General features: G+C 43.1%; 12 protein-coding genes and 1 tRNA gene. 4 read left to right on the plus strand and 9 right to left on the minus strand.

Translation table 11 applies throughout. From position 1 onward, the window contains the following. Positions 1-65 precede the first annotated feature (65 nt). The 4 genes from ACFQ3S_RS11755 to ACFQ3S_RS11770 all read right to left on the minus strand — a co-directional run bounded on the left by ACFQ3S_RS11755 (position 66) and on the right by ACFQ3S_RS11770 (position 4,478). Positions 66-971 carry a helix-turn-helix domain-containing protein gene (locus ACFQ3S_RS11755; RefSeq protein WP_377164579.1) on the minus strand — a complete coding sequence of 302 codons (906 nt, stop codon included), beginning with the start codon at positions 969-971 and terminating at the stop codon, positions 66-68. A gap of 363 nt (positions 972-1,334) precedes the next feature. Beyond that, positions 1,335-1,688, minus strand: a complete 354-nt coding sequence (locus ACFQ3S_RS11760) for a hypothetical protein (protein ID WP_377164581.1) — start codon at positions 1,686-1,688, stop codon at positions 1,335-1,337. 89 nt (positions 1,689-1,777) lie between these two features. After that, positions 1,778-2,977 carry a DUF1501 domain-containing protein gene (locus tag ACFQ3S_RS11765; RefSeq protein WP_377164583.1) on the minus strand — a complete coding sequence of 400 codons (1,200 nt, stop codon included), beginning with the start codon at positions 2,975-2,977 and terminating at the stop codon, positions 1,778-1,780. Positions 2,978-3,092: 115 nt separating this feature from the next. Continuing rightward, positions 3,093-4,478: a DUF1800 domain-containing protein gene (locus ACFQ3S_RS11770; protein WP_377164585.1), complete on the minus strand. Its 1,386-nt coding sequence runs from the start codon at positions 4,476-4,478 to the stop codon at positions 3,093-3,095. A gap of 271 nt (positions 4,479-4,749) precedes the next feature. Between ACFQ3S_RS11770 and ACFQ3S_RS11775 the strand changes: the two genes are divergently transcribed. The 3 genes from ACFQ3S_RS11775 to ACFQ3S_RS11785 all read left to right on the plus strand — a co-directional run bounded on the left by ACFQ3S_RS11775 (position 4,750) and on the right by ACFQ3S_RS11785 (position 9,678). Continuing rightward, positions 4,750-6,729 carry a DUF3857 domain-containing protein gene (locus tag ACFQ3S_RS11775; protein ID WP_377164587.1) on the plus strand — a complete coding sequence of 660 codons (1,980 nt, stop codon included), beginning with the start codon at positions 4,750-4,752 and terminating at the stop codon, positions 6,727-6,729. 3 nt (positions 6,730-6,732) lie between these two features. Beyond that, on the plus strand, positions 6,733-8,673 hold the full coding sequence (locus ACFQ3S_RS11780; RefSeq protein ID WP_377164589.1) for a DUF3857 domain-containing protein: 1,941 nt from the start codon (positions 6,733-6,735) through the stop codon (positions 8,671-8,673). Positions 8,674-8,736: 63 nt separating this feature from the next. Continuing rightward, positions 8,737-9,678 (plus strand): hypothetical protein, encoded by a 942-nt coding sequence (locus ACFQ3S_RS11785; RefSeq protein WP_377164591.1) that lies wholly within the window; start codon positions 8,737-8,739, stop codon positions 9,676-9,678. Here ACFQ3S_RS11785 and ACFQ3S_RS11790 read toward each other — a convergent pair whose 3' ends face one another. From ACFQ3S_RS11790 to ACFQ3S_RS11805, 4 genes are all read right to left on the minus strand, one after another. Beyond that, positions 9,679-10,068, minus strand: coding sequence for a hypothetical protein (locus ACFQ3S_RS11790; protein WP_377164593.1), 390 nt, complete (start codon positions 10,066-10,068; stop codon positions 9,679-9,681). It lies immediately after the preceding gene. 183 nt (positions 10,069-10,251) lie between these two features. Beyond that, positions 10,252-10,839: a 50S ribosomal protein L25/general stress protein Ctc gene (locus ACFQ3S_RS11795; protein ID WP_377164595.1), complete on the minus strand. Its 588-nt coding sequence runs from the start codon at positions 10,837-10,839 to the stop codon at positions 10,252-10,254. Between the two features lie 146 nt (positions 10,840-10,985). Then, on the minus strand, positions 10,986-11,933 hold the full coding sequence (locus ACFQ3S_RS11800) for a ribose-phosphate pyrophosphokinase (protein ID WP_377164597.1): 948 nt from the start codon (positions 11,931-11,933) through the stop codon (positions 10,986-10,988). A 186-nt stretch (positions 11,934-12,119) separates the two neighbouring features. Continuing rightward, positions 12,120-12,190 (minus strand) — tRNA-Gln (locus tag ACFQ3S_RS11805). A gap of 536 nt (positions 12,191-12,726) precedes the next feature. Here ACFQ3S_RS11805 and ACFQ3S_RS11810 point away from each other — a divergent pair. Then, positions 12,727-15,870: a DUF2723 domain-containing protein gene (locus ACFQ3S_RS11810; RefSeq protein ID WP_377164599.1), complete on the plus strand. Its 3,144-nt coding sequence runs from the start codon at positions 12,727-12,729 to the stop codon at positions 15,868-15,870. Between the two features lie 198 nt (positions 15,871-16,068). Here the strand turns inward: ACFQ3S_RS11810 and ACFQ3S_RS11815 are convergent, their stop codons facing one another. Then, on the minus strand, positions 16,069-16,239 hold the full coding sequence (locus ACFQ3S_RS11815; RefSeq protein WP_377164601.1) for a hypothetical protein: 171 nt from the start codon (positions 16,237-16,239) through the stop codon (positions 16,069-16,071). Positions 16,240-16,279 lie beyond the last annotated feature (40 nt).

The following is a 16,279-nucleotide window of genomic DNA, read 5'->3' on the forward strand; positions in this document are numbered from 1 at the left end:
TAATGTAATTTGTATATTACATAACAAGCCGCAAAGTTTTTGTTTGCGCAAAGCTTCAACTTAACCTAAGCCGCTATCCTGAATCCTGTGGGGGTTAGCTGAGTTTGCTTTTTAAAGAAGTTGTTAAAATGTGCAGGTTCCTCAAAACCAAGGCAATAACCAATTTCCGATACGTTCCAATCGGTATGGCGCAACAACGATTTAGCCTCGGCTACAATGCGTTCGGCAATTAAATCGGTAGTGGTTTTGCCGGTAGTTTCTTTAATGGCCCGATTTAAATGGTTTACATGTACAGCCAACTGTGAGGCAAAGTCTTTAGCCGAACGCATGGTAAACCGCTGCGATGGCGTTTCTATAGGAAATTGCCGCTCTAACAGCTCGGTAAACACGGCCGTAATGCGCGATTTGGCATCCGGGTGCTGGTATAAACTCTCCGAAGGGCGAGATTTTAAAGCAAAATGGGTAAGCTCGGTTACGTAGTTGCGCAGCAGGTCGTACTTAAAGGCATAATCCGAACCTATTTCGCCCAGCATGCGTTCAAACACGTTTGCTACCTGGCCATATTGCTCATTATTAAGCGAATAAGCTGGCTTTCCACCCGGTGCAAACATGGGCAGGTCGCTTATGCCCCCACGTACTTTATCGGTAAAAAACGACTTTGAAAAAATACAGAAAAAACCCCTTCGGTCATCCGAAAAGGATTCGAAAGTATAAGGCACCTGCGGATTGAAAAACATAAGCGTAGTGCCCTCAATTTCAATACTTTTATCGGCATAATGTATTCGTCCGCTGCCGCTCATAAGGCTGATTTTGTAAAAATCGCGACGGCTATAAGTTACCGGTTTGGCAGCAGGATCATAACAATCCTCCAAACGGAATACGTTGAAATGGCCAATGTCCTGCTGCAGGTTGGTGGGCAGGTAATTAAACTTTTGCTGATAAAAATCCTCTAAGGTTTCCGGCTTTCCCATGGCTAAAAATTATAGTCAAAAGTATTTATTGTATGTGATATACTTATTACGAATATAACACATTTTATTACAAAATTCAAACATGGCTTTTAAAAAGTTGCTCAATTTCAGTGCGTTTTTACTTCATAAAAGTTCATAAAACCTTCAATAAACTTCATTTTTCCGCAAAAAATCATCAATTATCATGTTAACGAGTAAGTAACCATGATTAAAACACTATCCCAAACTGAAAACTAATTGTATAGCTTGTAGGCATATTGTTACCAAAGCGTACGGGTAAGGGTAAGCTGCAAAATAGCCATAATCCTTTTTGTGACCAGTGCTTTATTAAACACCTGGTTTTACACCGTACCTGCCCAACGTTTAAAATGGAGCACGGCCGGCAATGGTGTAACCATGCTCGAGAGCTATCAGCACTCCGGTATGAAATAAAAAGTTATTCATTTTACTGATGCCGTTTTCGGCCCTCTTACATATATTAATGCCTGTTGGTATGCCTACGGTATAGCTGCCGCTGAAATTAACATGAGTGCCATAGCTGCCGAAGGTAATTAAAGGTTGCAAAATACCTACGTAGGCAGCTATTTTAGGATAGGTTGGCGAAACCGTTTGTGCCGAAAGCGGGGCAAGGTTGAACAAAAAGTAAGCGGTAAGCATTGCGGTTACGGCCCGGTTTAATGATTGAACAGGTAAAAGCAGGAGAATATATGACAGCATTTTTTATCATACAATGCAATGAACTGTGTTTTGGGATAAATAGAAAGTTTTTAAAGCTGTTGGTGAAATTTTTTTTTAAAATCATGAACCTATACTAAATCCAACCCCGCAAAATTTTTATTCAAAATCTTACTGTTATCCACGTCCAGCCATTTGTTGAGCAGCGTGGCATACACTTCCCTAAAATCTACCTGGTATTTCAGGTCACCGTTTTCGAGGTTAGCCAGGTCGGGGGCTGCATTATAAATACCCGGTTTAGCCAGTTTACCGCCAAACAGGAAAACGTTATTGGCCGTGCCATGGTCGGTACCATTACTGGCGTTTTGCTCAACCCGGCGGCCGAACTCAGAAAACGTCATAATCATGGTATCATCCAATTTACCGGTTTGCTTTAAATCCTTTACAAATGCGGCTACGGCATCGGCATAAATTTTTAACTGGCGGCCCTGCTGTGCCTGCTGGCCCACATGCGTATCAAAACCACTGAGCGATACGTAGTAAATGCGTGTTTGTAAACCCGCATTAATAAACTTCGATACATTTTTCAGTTGGTAACCTAAACCGGAGGTGGGGTAGGTAGCCGTTACATTATAGGTTTTAGAGGTCTTCTGTATATAATCGGCCGATGAATAGGTTTCAATCATGGTCTTATATAAATAGCCCAGGTTGTCTTCGTGCAGGTGATCGTTTTTAGGAGCATTCACCAGGTCTTTAAAAAACGGTTCCCGCGTGGTTTGAAACAGTTTGTTTGGGTCTTGCACGGCTATGCCTTTCATTTTGGCGCCTTTAAGAGCTAATGATAATGTATCGTCTACCTCAACAGCGGTATATGGGTTTTGGCAGGTTTGGCAGTTGGAATCCAGGTAACGGCCTATCCACCCGGTGCTTAAAAACTGGTCGGCATCACTGGCGGTTTGCCATATATCCATAGAACGGAAATGCGAGCGGTCGGGGTTAGGGTAGCCCACCGAATTAACGATGCTCATCCAGCCCTGGTCGTATATTTCCTGCAAGGCAGCCAGGTTAGGGTTAAGGCCCTGCATATCGGTTAGTTTAATGATCTCCGATTGATTAATAGCCACCGTTTTACGTTTTTGATAATATACATCGCTGCCAAAAGGTACAATAGTATTCAAACCATCGTTACCGCCCGAAAGCTGGATAATCACCAGGTTTTTATACCCGCTCACGGCATCCATAGCCAACGATTCGAACGGCTTTAAAAAAGCCGGTATTAAAAACGCCCCCGATGCCAGGGTACTGCTCTTTAAGAAATCTCTGCGTCTCATAATTAATGACTGATTTTTGAATGAGTGATTGCTTTGATTTTTCGCTACCCATCAGTTCATTCAAGTCCTGTAATTTAATTCATTAACTCACACCCTCACTAACTCACTCATTGGCTTAACAAAGCTGATACTCCGGTGTAGAAACCACCTGTATTACCATCGATTTAATGTCGGGTGCTTTATTCACCTCCGCTATAATACGGTCGTTCAACATGGGTTCGAGTAAATACTGGGCCACTTCCTGGTGCGGAACCTTGAGGGGGATGCCCTGCAAAAACTTATTCCAGTCGGGCGAAGCCTGCACACGTTTAATAACATTTAACTGCTGCTTACGCTGCGATGCCAGGTAGGCTTCATCTTCGGGCGTGGCCTTGCCTGCAAAGTCAATTAGCCCGGCATTTAGTATGGTTGATGGTATTTTAATACGGTACATGAGCGACGAACTGTCTATCCAATTTCTTCCGCCCGGCCAGCCGGCTACATTAGGCGGCCGGAACAATACCTGCCCCAATGTACGTTGAAACTGGATCAGCACATCGGGGTTTTGGTAACTGATGTGAAACCGGCGTGTTAAATCTACCAACAGCTCCACCGGCGATTTAATCAGGTTACCCGTATTTTTATCCTCGTAAAACCAATCGGCAGTAAATACATGTTCCAGCAGGGGTTGAATTTCATAGTTGGCGTTGTAAAATACGTCTGCCATCTCACTGATGTGAGCATCGTCGGGCATTTCGTTCACCAAATATTTGTATAGCTTGGTGCTGATGTAACGAGCAGTTTGCTTGTTATTCAAAATGATATCTATAATATCTTCACCACAAAAATTATCGGTTTTGCCCATAAAGGTTTTGGGCTGCGTATCGTGGCTGCCGGGCTTAAAGGTGTACTCGCTGTTTTTGCCGTTGTAAGCCCATCCGGTAAACGCCCTGGCCGATTCTTTAATGTCCTGCTCGGTATAATGGCCTCGGCCGAGCGTGAACAATTCCATCAATTCGCGGGCGAAGTTCTCGTTAGGGTGGCCTTTATAATTTTGCTGATTATTTAAAAATTGCAGCATAGCGGGCGATTGCGATACCGCCGTGAGCAAAGTTTTAAAGTTGCCCAAGGCGTGCGTACGCTGTATGTTGTTTAACTGCTGCTGATAGTAATAATTACCAATATTGCAGGCAAAGTGGTTGTGCCAAAACAGGGTCATTTTTTCGCGCAACTGGGCTCGGGTAGTTCCCATTTGCGTCATCCAGGCCATGTTCAGGGCTTTTTCCTGCTGGTTGCGTTTCTCCTGCAAAGCCTTTCGCTGCTCCTCATTAGCATCTTTAGCCAAAGGCATGAGGTCAAGGTTTTCGGTTACGGCTGTAATTGGTTTGGCGTGTTCCGAATCTTTAAAAAGATTTTTAACCGATTTTTTTGGTCCCCAGTTACGCTGATTGTGCAGGGTGGCATAATCTATACCAAAAGCCGCTCGTGCATATAAATGTTTAACCTGTTTTAAATTATCCATGCCAGCTGTACATTAAAACTGTGATTTAAGCGTATGGTAGCAATATTTTTTAGATGTAAATATTAACTTAAAGTTAGTATTAATATAGTGATTATAGTAAAAAACTTATAAACTATTTAAACAATAGTTTACTCAGGGCTTTTTATTGATTTTATGGGGCTTTAAGCTGAATTATAACCCTATATGATTTTTTACAAACGGCTTTAAATAATGTTTTTAATATTTTTTTTTAATACCTTTTATATTTATTTTGGTGCCATAAACCTTATACATGAAAAAAATATTTACTACCATTTTACTGTTTATTGGTGCCCTTACACTGCATGCACAAAAGTTTACAACTGAGGGGCAGGCATTTGGTAAAATTGATAAAGCCGACCTGGAGCTTAAAGAATGTGAGTTTGAAAAAGATGCCGCCGCCATGGTGTTATTTAATAAAGGCGAGCTTTATTATGATGATAACCTCAATATAGTTATCCAGCATCATAAGCGGGTTAAAATATTTAACGAAAGCGGCAAAAAGCAAGCCGATGTTCGTATTGAGTATTATGGTGGTAACCGGTTTGAGTATATAACCGGGCTGCAAGGGCAGATCTATAACCTGGCCGATGGCAAGGTAGAAGCCGTAAAACTGGATAAGAAACAGATTTTTACCGAAAACGTAGATAAAAGCCGTATGGCCCTGGTGTTTTCGTTCCCTAATGTAAAATCGGGGTCGGTTATCGAATATAAATATCAGCAAACCATAAATTCCCTGAGTGACATTCCCGACTGGTTTTTTCAAGAGGAGATCCCGATAAAATACAGTGAATTAGTAACCACTATACCCGATTGGTTCGATTTTACTACGCAGCAGCGCCATTACAGGCCGTTCACTAAATATGCAACCCAAACCGAATCGCGGTCCATTAGCAGTGGCACCAGCACACCCTTAATGTTTTTAGAAAATAAGACCCAGTGGGCAATGGCTAATGTGCCTGCCATGGTTAGGGAGCCTTACATGACCTCTGAAGTGGATAATTTGCAATGTTTGTACTTTCACCTAACCTCGTTTAGGCCGCCGGTTGGCTTTACCCAGTCGTTTTCAAATACCTGGGCTAAAGTAGGGGGCAGGCTTGCAGATGATGAAGATTTTGGATTGCAGTTAAAAAAGAAACTGTTGGGAGAAAATATCATCATTGATAAAGCAAAAACCTTGAAAACCGATGAAGAGAAAATTGCTTATGTATTTAACGAGGTGAAAAATACCATGAAGTGGAACAACGTTGACCGTTGGTACACTAACGACGGTACCAGTAAAGCATGGGAAAAAAAGACAGGTAACTCAACCGAAATAAATCTGATTTTATATCATTTGCTTAAACAATCGGGCGTTAAGGCTTACCCCATGGTAGTAAGTACCCGTGAGCACGGCAAGGTGAACCCCGTATATTCTTTTTTATACCAGTTTAACCGCTCTGTGGTATATGTGCCGGTTGATAGCACTACCAATTATGTGCTGGACGCCACCAGTAAATACAACTGTTATTTAGAAACACCGGCCAATTTACTGGGCTCGCATGGTTTATATATTGATAAAGACAATAAAAAGTACGACCTGGTGTACCTCACCCGCGAAAACCCGGTAAGGCGCGTAGTACTGATTAATGCCCAGATACAGCCCGGTGGTATGATGGATGGCACGGCCCAGGTAAGCAGCTTTAGCTTTGATAGGGCAAGCAACGTTGAAAAATACAAGGTAAATGGCGAAAAAAAGTATATTGATTACCTGCGCGATAATAACAATAGTTTGAGCATTACCTCGCTCAAAATGGAAAACCTGGATGAGGACAATATGCCTTTAAACCAACACATTAATTTTAAGCAAGAGCTAACCGGATCGGACAAGGACTATATATATTTTAACGCCAATTTGTTTTCTTCGCTGCGGAGCAACCCGTTTTTGAGCGAGAACCGGGTAAGCGATATAGATTTTGGACATTGCAGCAGTTACAACTTAACCGGTATGTACAAAATACCGGCAGGCTTTAAATCCGACGCGCTTCCTAAAAGCATGAACCTGGTAATGCCCGATAAAAATATAACCTGCAACCGCATGGTGGTTGAACAAGACGGTACCATATTAATAAGGTATGTGATTACATATAAAAAAACACTTTATTTTAAAGATGATTACCCACAGATATATGCTTTTTATAAAAAAATGCATGAGTTGCTTAATGAGCAGGTCGTATTAAAAAAATCATCGTAACGTATGTTTTCCAGGCAATTTAAAAGCGCGTTTATTTTAGCGGCTATTGTATTGATGAATTATGTAAGTGTTTTTGGTCAGGATAAAACCCTGCCTAAAGAACTGTACACGGCTGCCGCCATACCCGATAGTTTGAAGCAGGATGCGCATAGTGTGATCAGGTATTCGATGGAAGATATTAAAGTTGCGGGCCCGGGCAGGGTTCAGTCTAAAACCCACGAAATTATCACCATTTTAGATGACAAGGGGGATGATGCCGCAACCCTGTTTTTATATTACGATAAAAAGTACAGCAGCATAAATTTGGCCCAGATGCAGGTGTACAATGCCGAAGGCAAGCTATTGAAAAAATATACCAAAAGCGATATGTATGACCGCGCCGCGGCCGATGGCATGTCGCTTATTACCGATAGCCGCTTTATGGTGGTATCGCACGATGTAGGCACGTATCCTCTCACTATCGAAAAAATTTATGAACAAACGCAGAACAGTTACATAGATCTTTCGGAATGGCGTATTCAAAAAAAGGAAACGGCCGTTCAAAATGCTACTTACAAAATTTCGGTGGTGCCGGCTATCAATTTCAGGTATAAAAATAAGAACACCAATCTTAAACCTACCAAAGAAACCCAGGGTGCTTATGAGGTTTACACCTGGCAGGTTAAAAATTTAAAAGCCTTAACCCCCGAAGATGAAGTACCCGGCTGGACGGTTGAACCAAAAATTGTGTTTGCCGCCAACAAGTTCGAATATTTCGGCATCCCCGGTGATATCAGCAGCTGGCAAAATTTTGGTCAATGGCAAATGGCCCTTAATGCCAATGTATGCAGCCTGAGCCCTGAGCGCGAGGCCGAGATTAAACAAATGACCGCAAGTTTAAAAACCGACCCCGAAAAAGCCCGCTTTTTGTATAATTACATGCAGCAAAACATGCGCTATGTAGGCGTACAGTTGGGTATAGGCGGTTTAAAGCCCTTCCCGGCATCGTATGTAGATAAGAACAAATACGGCGATTGCAAGGCGCTATCCAACTATATGTACGCGCTGCTTAAAGCCGTGGGTATCCGCTCGCATTATGCTATTATTAACGCTGGGGTAAACGATGAACCTGCCGATACCGATTTTCCGGCCTCACCGTTTAACCATGTGATATTGTGTATCCCTTTTAAAGGAGATACTACCTGGCTGGAATGTACCAGCACCACCAAACCCTATGGCAAGTTAGGGGCGTTTACTGAAAACCGGCGCGCGTTAATAGTTACCGAAGAGGGTGGTAAACTGGTAAATACTCCAAAAAGTACCAGTGCCGATAACCAGTTTAACAGCCGGGTACTGGTAAAACTTACCGACGATGGCGGCGCCATTGCCCAGGTAAAAATATTAAGTACAGGCGGCTACCGCGATTTGTTTGTGAGCGAATTGCCCACCATTAGCCAGGATAAGCAAAAGCAGTATCTTATACGCAACCTCAATTTTAAACAACCCTCTTTTTTTGATTTTAAACAGGCGGCCGATAGTGCGGGGGTAAAAGAAGTGAACTTTGAGCTGGAGTACGACAATTTTACCGAGATAGCGGCAGGTAGCAAAAAATTTTACCGTCCGCGGGTGTTTGATTTGTGGGGAACCACTTTGCCCGTAGTAGAGAAGCGCCGGGGCGATTATTACTTTGAGCACCCTATGCAAAAAACGTGCACCACGGTCATAAGCCTGCCCGCAGGTTATGAGGCCGATTCGCTCCCCGAAAACGTAAACCTGAAGTTCAGCTATGGCACCTATGAGGCCAGTTATAAATACGATGCGGCCAAAAACGAAGTGGTAAGCACTGTTAAGTTTAACATGGACCGCCATGTAATACCTGCGGCCAAATACGCCGAAATGCAGCAATACATGGATAACATTGCCAAAGCGCAGAACAAAAAACTGGTGATCCACAAAAAAGTGTAACTACGGCTGATTTTATGGCTTGTGTTAATATCTTATTAATATGAATAACGCATTTTTACAGCCATGAACAACCTGTTTAAATTCCTTATCATTTTTGTTTTTATTGGCCTCCAGGCAGCAAATGTTACAGCGCAAGATAGCCCGGTGCAGGTAAGCTATAAAGTGAACAGTAATAAAACCGTTGATTTTAGCTTTACAAAACCCGACCCAGGCACATTTACTGTGGTACTTGCTTTTACCAACCTCACTAATAGTTATGATGCCGAACAGTCGACTTTAACCGCTAAGGATTACTCCGGTAACCTGAAAACCTTAACCCCTTCCAACAAAGAGCAGGGCATTGGTTTTTCGTACAAATATTCCTACATCCGTGGTAAACTGAACCCAAAGTACAATGCCGATTTTGTGTACCTGTTGCCCTTTAAAAAAGGTACCAAGGTAAAAGCCGTTGAATCAAGCTTTGTGAACGCAACCTACTTTGGCAGCACTACCCCTGATGATTGGAAAGTGTACCGCTTTTTTACCCAGGCCGAAGATACCGTTACCGCCGTACGAAAGGGATTAGTGGTGAGTATAAAGGACCTTTACGAAACCAATACCAATGCCGAGGTAGCCTACACCAGCCAAACCAACGAATTAATGATTGAACACGCCGATGGAACGCTGGCTACTTACCGCGGCTTTAAAAAAGGAAGCTTAGCTGTAAAATTAGGGCAAACGGTTTTTCCGGGTACGCCGTTAGCTGTAGCCGCCAAGGCTGGTGCAAGTGGCCGGTCGAGCATTGCGCTATTAATTACTTATCTTAAAAGTGCTGAATTTGGTACTGCCGACAATCAATCGTTTAAGACCTCTAAAAGCTATTACGGCTTTATAACTCCTAAATTTTGTACTACCGAAAATGCGGCTGTGGTATTGGTGCCACAGCAGGAATATACCGCGGCCGATTCACCCGAGATCATCAGGAAAGAATTTACTAAAAAGGAGTTGAAATTGGCGGCTAAATAATCACATCGTCCCCTCTTCATGTGGGTGCCTCGGTTGCCAGATCAAATAATAATACAGCAAGCAAAGCAAACCTGTTAAAAAAGGGATAAGTGATAGGTGTTTGTAGGTAATACTACCATAAACCTTCAACGCATCAAACCCTAAAAACTCGCTGATCATCCAGTAAGAGTTGGCTGTTATCCAAAAGGTAATGGCCAGGTTATGGCATAGCTCGGAGGCCATATCGCGTGTGCGGTAAGCAATGATGATAGAGAACAGCAGGGTAGGGAAGATCATAATGATGCCCAGCGGTTTCCAGAACAAGCACCAGCCAATATCCTTTAACAGCCAAAAAACAATGTGCAGGTTTTCCATTTTCCGGTATTTGAGGGGGATGCGGTATTCGGCCATAAGGCTAAAATAAAAAACAATGGTTAAAACGGTAAGTACTTTTAAACATTTACCGGCATTATTCAAACCACTATACTATACTGCTAAATGTTAAACAGAAAGAGGAACTGATAATATTTTTAAGCATAAAAAAAGAGCCGTATCCAACAAAGGAACGGCTCTTTTAGTAAAAGAATTTACAACTTATTTTTTACCACCGGCAGCAGCTTCTTGTTCAGCCTGACGCAGGGCACGTGAAGTAGTGATAGATAAGATCGTATCTTCGGGTGTGTTGGTGATAGTTAAGCCTTCGAAGCTAATATCTCTAACACGAACTGAATTACCAACCTCTAAGCCTTCGATGCTTACTTCAATACTATCTAAATGAGCTTTAGGTAATGCTTTAATACGTAGCTTACGTAATTTTTGCACTAATTTACCACCCATTTTAACACCTGGCGAAGTACCGGTTAACAGGATTGGAACTTCGATAGTTACTTCTTTGTTCTCATCCAATAGTAAAAAGTCAACGTGCAGGATCTCGTCGGTTAACGGGTGAAACTGCATGTCTTTTAGGATAGCTTGTGAAGCAACACCAGCAATGGTTAAATCGATGAATTGAACAACGGGTGTGTAAATAACCGGTTTCAAATCAGCTGCAGACACTGAAAAGTGGGTTTGTGTAGCACCACCGTAAAGTACTGCAGGCACCTGACCTTGATAACGCAGTTCCTTAGCGTCGCGTTTCCCTACGTTCTCTCTTGGAGAACCGCTAATAGCAATTGATTTCATTTTTTTTTACCTCTCCCCAACCCTCTCCAAAAGAGAGGGGGTTTGAAGCCTCGTTTTTATGGTTAACTATTTAATTAATTCACTTTTTCCCGTATTTCCAATGGAAGTTAAAACTCCCTCTCCTTTGGGGAGGGCCGGGGTGGGTTTCAATCTATTTTAAACAACTGGCTGATAGAACCATGCTCATTTACATTAGCAATGGCTTTACCAAATAATTCGGCAGTTGATAATACTCTTATTTTACTGCATTCCTTTTTTAGGGGAATGGTATCGGTTACAATCAGCTCGGTTAAAGCCGAGTTTTGGATGGTTTCGTACGCGTTGCCCGATAATACCGGGTGTGTACATACCGCCCTTACACTGTTGGCGCCACGCTCCATAATTAAGCCGGCTGCTTTGGCCAGCGTACCGGCGGTATCGCAAATATCATCTATCAGTACAATATCCTGACCGGTTACATCACCAATAATGGTCATGCTTTCAATTTCGTTGGCGCGTTTACGGCGCTTATCGCAAATAACCACCTCAGCGTTAAAAAACTTGGCAAAGGTGCGCGCCCTGTACGATCCGCCCATGTCTGGCGAAGCGATAGTCAGGTTAGGCAAATTCAAACTTTTAATGTAAGGCACAAAAATGATCGATGCATCTAAGTGGTCTACCGGTATGTCAAAAAACGCCTGTATTTGGGCTGCATGCAAATCCATGGTCATTACCCGGTTGGCACCTGCCGCAGTTAACAGGTTTGCTACTAACTTAGCGCCAATGGCTACACGTGGCTTGTCTTTACGGTCTTGCCGGGCCAGCCCAAAATAGGGGATAACCGCGGTTACATAATGGGCCGATGCGCGACGGGCGGCATCTATCATCATCAGCAGTTCCATCAGGTTATCGGTTGGCGGATTGGTAGATTGTATAAAGAATACATCACAACCCCTTACCGATTCGTTAATGTGCGGCTGAAACTCACCATCACTAAAGCGCGAAATTGACATATCGCCCAGTACCCGGCCGTCATACGATTTCGCAATCTTAACGCCGAGGTCTTGCGCCCCCGAGCCTGCAAATACTTTAACCGAATTGAACTGTAATGGCATATATTTGATTTCGATTTAGCTGCCCGAACCGGAATTTAAAGAATTTATAAGATTACCTGAATTCATAACACGTGTTACTCAATTTGTATTTTCTATAAATTCTTCAAATTCCGGTTCAGACGATTCCCAACCACTTAAAATAAAAAATTCGAATTTCGATATTCCGAAATTCGAATTTCTCTTTCGTTGTCCGACCAGGATTCGAACCTAGACAAACGGTACCAAAAACCGTCGTACTACCTTTATACTATCGGACAATCCTTTTTCAGAATTGTTATCCTCTTCCGAAATCGAATGCAAATGTAAGGCGAAAATGTGAAGCTTCAAAAATATATTTTAAAAAAATGAAAAAGTAGCCCCTCCCCGGCAATGTCATTAAGTTAAGGTTTGTGCCCATTAGGGGCTACCTGTTTGTAGTAATTTGTATTAATGAATATTTTGCGCCGTAGGTGCTACCCCTAAATAGCTATTAAGGGTAACCTCTACGAGGTATAAAAACACGCTTACCTCTTTGCTATAAACAGGTAGCTCCTACAGCGCATTCTTTAGAGTTTCCGCAGGGTCTCTCGGAGGGGACCCTGCGTTACCAAGCGGTTGCAATTATTTCAGCATTGCAGGGTCCTCTATCGAGAGGTCTGCGCGGACGTATTTTATTAAAAGACCTCCCTCCCGGGGAGGATTTAGGAGGGGCTCTGTTAATTTATGTTAAAGCATAACTATTTAACCTAACCTACGCATAGTTTTATTAATTTCGTCATCTTAAAATAAAACTGCAGAATCGTAATATTTGGACATGAACTATACCAAAATTAATAACCTGTTTGGGTGGCTGGCCTTTGCAATTGCCGCTATTACTTACACTTTAACCCTCGAGCCCTCTACCAGTTTTTGGGATTGCGGAGAGTTTATTGCCTGCGCTTACCGTTTACAGGTGGCCCACCAGCCCGGTGCGCCGCTATTTACCATGATAGGTAAGGCGTTTTCGTTACTCTCGTTTGGCGATGTAACCAAGGTTGCTTACTGGACTAATATGGCATCGGCCCTGGCCAGTGCAGCCACTATTTTGTTCCTGTTTTGGAGCATAACCATGTTGGCCAAAAAAATCCTCATTAAAAAAGCGGAAGACATGAGCACTACCAATATGATCCTCATTATGGGGTCGGGACTGGTAGGCGCGCTGGCTTACACTTTTTCCGATACGTTTTGGTTTTCGGCCGTGGAATCGGAAGTTTATGCACAATCGTCTTTATGCACGGCCATTGTATTCTGGGCCATCCTTAAATTCGATGCCCACTCCAACGAACCTTATGCCGATAGGTGGATCATATTTATAGCCTATGTAATGGGCCTTTCCATTGGTATTCACTTGCTGAACTTGCTGGTAATACCGGTTATTGCATTAATCATTTATTTCCGCAGGGCTAAAAACGTGACCGCATCGGGCACTATATGGTCGTTCATTATAGGTACCGTAGTTTTAGGTTTAGTGCTTTGGGGCATTATACAGTTTACCGTTAAAGGCGCGGCATTTGCCGATCTGCTTTTTGTAAATTCATTCGGCTTCAGCTTTAATAGCGGAGCTATCATATTTTACCTGCTAATTATTGTTACCCTGGTTGCAGGTATCTACTATTCGGTTAACCTATCGGCAGTAGCTTTAATAACAGCCGCTGTTAGCTTTGTGCTGGCTTTAACCATTAGTGGCGGTATTGTAGGCTTTATTGCCGCTGTTGCGGTATTAGCTTTATTAGAATACGTGTTAAAAGTACGCCAAAAACGCTATACTTTAAACATGGTGATGATATGTACCATGTTCTTACTGCTGGGATATAGCTCGTTTGTGATGATCATTGTGCGTGCTAAAGCAGGTACCAACTTAAACAACAGCGACCCGCAGGATGCCTTTGCATTAAACGGTTATCTTAACCGCGACCAGTATGGCGAAACCCCGTTAATTTACGGACAGTATTTCGATTCAAAACCCATTGAATCCAAAGAAGGTGCTACTATTTACCGTCGTGGTGCTACCAAATACGAAGTTGCCGGTAAAAAATCGAGCACGGTGTATGACCGTAACGTACTGTTCCCGCGCATATTCGATGCCGATGGAAATAAATCGGCATTCTACCGCGAATGGCTGCAAATGGGTGCCGAAGATCAGCCTAATATGGTAGAGAACTTAAAATTCTTTTTTAGCTGGCAGGTTCAGCAAATGTATAACCGTTACTTTTTATGGAACTTTGCCGGCCGTACCAACGATATGGACGGGCAAAACGATAGCAACGGTACCGATGGTAACTGGATTGGTCCGTTGGATTGGTTTAAGCAGTACCCAAGTTCGGTTACCGATAGTAACTCGTATAACCGCCTGTATTGCCTGCCGCTTATTATAGGCATTATGGGGCTCATCTATCATTTCCGCCGTAACCAGCGCGATGCCGGTGTGGTTGCCGCCCTGTTCTTTCTAACAGGCTTGGCTATTGTGTTATACCTGAACCAGAACCCGCTGCAACCCCGCGAGCGCGATTATGCGTATGTAGGTTCGTTTTATGTATTTACCATTTGGATTGGTTTAGGCGTATTGTTTTTAGCCGAACTGCTTACCAAGCTTGTAAGCCCTAAAGCGGGTGCCGCAATTGCCACCATAATTTGCTTATTGGCCGCGCCGGTATTAATGGCCAGCCAGGAATGGGACGACCACGATCGCTCTACCAAAACCACCCCGCATGATATGGCCAGCAACTACCTGAACTCTTGTGAGCCTAACGCCATTTTATTTACCTACGGCGATAACGATACCTACCCACTATGGTACGCCCAGGAAGTGGAAGGAATTCGCCCCGATGTGCGTATTGTAAACCTGAGCTTGCTGGGTACCGATTGGTACATACGCCAAATGAAGCAACAGATGAACCAATCGGCACCGTTGCCTATTACCATGCCTAACGAAAAGTTTGCCGCCGGTGTGCGCGATGTGGTTTATTATAACGACCAGATGAACGTGACCGATACTACCGAACTGAAGGACGTGTTCGACTTTATTACCTCGGACAACCCGGAAACTAAAGTGCAGTACGAAAGTGGTGTAACCATGAATTACCTGCCTACCAAAAACTTTAAGATCACGGTTAACCCCAATGATGTGGTAAAAACAGGTACGGTAAAAGCCAATCAAAAAGACCAGATAGTACCTGCCGTTGAGTGGAAGTTTAACGCCAATTATGTTACTAAAGATAACCTGGCCTTAATGGATATACTGGCGCACAACCAATGGAAACGCCCGGTTTATTTTGCTATTACCGTGGGTAACGATAACATGATGGGCCTGGATAAGTACATGCACGACGAAGGCTTTGCCTACCACTTACAGCCCTTAAAGCCCGATACGGCTGCCAACGCGCCCGAGCCGGTTAACACCATGGTAATGTATAACAACATGATGACCAAGTTTAAATGGGGCAATATGAAAACCGCCCGTTATTTGGATCATGAGTCTATCACCATGTTTTACCCTATCATCATGAAACAGTTTAATAGCCTGGTTAGCAATTTGATGAAGGAAGGCCATAATGATTTGGCTGTTAAAGCCCTTAAACGCTACGAAGAGGTAATGCCTGCTAAGATCCCTTACGGCGAGGTGGCATTACGTAAGTTTTATATGAACGGCAATGCTTACCAGTTAGGCCAAACGCAAATAGCTAACAAATGGACGGAAGAACTGGATGCCTACATTACTAACTCGTTAGATTATAACTATGCCCAAACCCAAAAAGGCGGTTCGGTTAACCAGCGCGATGTACAGTTGGGCGTTTACATATTGAACGGCCTGGTTGAACTGACCGGCAAATACCAGCAAAAGGCCCTGTTTACCAAGTTAAGTGCCCAATACAAAGGCTACGAAGCCAAATTTGGTAATGTGCTTGGTGGTGGCCAGTAAGCGTTAGTAATCATATTTCATGAAAAAGCCGGCGTTGAAGGATGCCGGCTTTTTTGTTGATGGCGCATTAATGCGGGCATTCCCTTATGGCCGGGAGCATTTGCGCATACTATAAATGCAAAGTTATTTAAACAAAAAAACACCCGTTCATTACATAGAGTGAACAGGTGTTTTTTCAACAGGCTAAATGAATAACCTTTAAGCTTTTTTAGCAACGGCAGCCGGGGCTTTTTTCGCTGTTGCTTTAACTTCTTTTTTACAGCAGTCGCTGCTTCCGCATTTCTTTTTGCCTTTGTCCTTATCATGGGCAAATGATTGGGCAGCCGATAAAACGATAGCCGCAGCCAAAATTAATACTGATTTTTTCATGGTTGTAGGGTTTATATTTAATTAACTGTATTTCAACTGC

The sequence above is a fragment of the Mucilaginibacter terrae genome, assembly GCF_042679325.1.
Lineage (GTDB): Bacteria > Bacteroidota > Bacteroidia > Sphingobacteriales > Sphingobacteriaceae > Mucilaginibacter > Mucilaginibacter terrae.

Excerpts from the sequence above, each read along its gene's own strand:
- ACFQ3S_RS11775 (WP_377164587.1), top strand. The coding sequence starts at position 4,750 with ATGAAAAAAATATTTACTACCATTTTACTGTTTATTGGTGCCCTTACA.
- ACFQ3S_RS11815 (WP_377164601.1), bottom strand. The coding sequence starts at position 16,239 with ATGAAAAAATCAGTATTAATTTTGGCTGCGGCTATCGTTTTATCGGCT.
- ACFQ3S_RS11795 (WP_377164595.1), bottom strand. The coding sequence starts at position 10,839 with ATGAAATCAATTGCTATTAGCGGTTCTCCAAGAGAGAACGTAGGGAAA.
- ACFQ3S_RS11810 (WP_377164599.1), top strand. The coding sequence starts at position 12,727 with ATGAACTATACCAAAATTAATAACCTGTTTGGGTGGCTGGCCTTTGCA.
- ACFQ3S_RS11780 (WP_377164589.1), top strand. The coding sequence starts at position 6,733 with ATGTTTTCCAGGCAATTTAAAAGCGCGTTTATTTTAGCGGCTATTGTA.
- ACFQ3S_RS11760 (WP_377164581.1), bottom strand. The coding sequence starts at position 1,688 with ATGCTGTCATATATTCTCCTGCTTTTACCTGTTCAATCATTAAACCGG.
- ACFQ3S_RS11755 (WP_377164579.1), bottom strand. The coding sequence starts at position 971 with ATGGGAAAGCCGGAAACCTTAGAGGATTTTTATCAGCAAAAGTTTAAT.
- ACFQ3S_RS11770 (WP_377164585.1), bottom strand. The coding sequence starts at position 4,478 with ATGGATAATTTAAAACAGGTTAAACATTTATATGCACGAGCGGCTTTT.
- ACFQ3S_RS11790 (WP_377164593.1), bottom strand. The coding sequence starts at position 10,068 with ATGGCCGAATACCGCATCCCCCTCAAATACCGGAAAATGGAAAACCTG.
- ACFQ3S_RS11800 (WP_377164597.1), bottom strand. The coding sequence starts at position 11,933 with ATGCCATTACAGTTCAATTCGGTTAAAGTATTTGCAGGCTCGGGGGCG.
- ACFQ3S_RS11785 (WP_377164591.1), top strand. The coding sequence starts at position 8,737 with ATGAACAACCTGTTTAAATTCCTTATCATTTTTGTTTTTATTGGCCTC.
- ACFQ3S_RS11765 (WP_377164583.1), bottom strand. The coding sequence starts at position 2,977 with ATGAGACGCAGAGATTTCTTAAAGAGCAGTACCCTGGCATCGGGGGCG.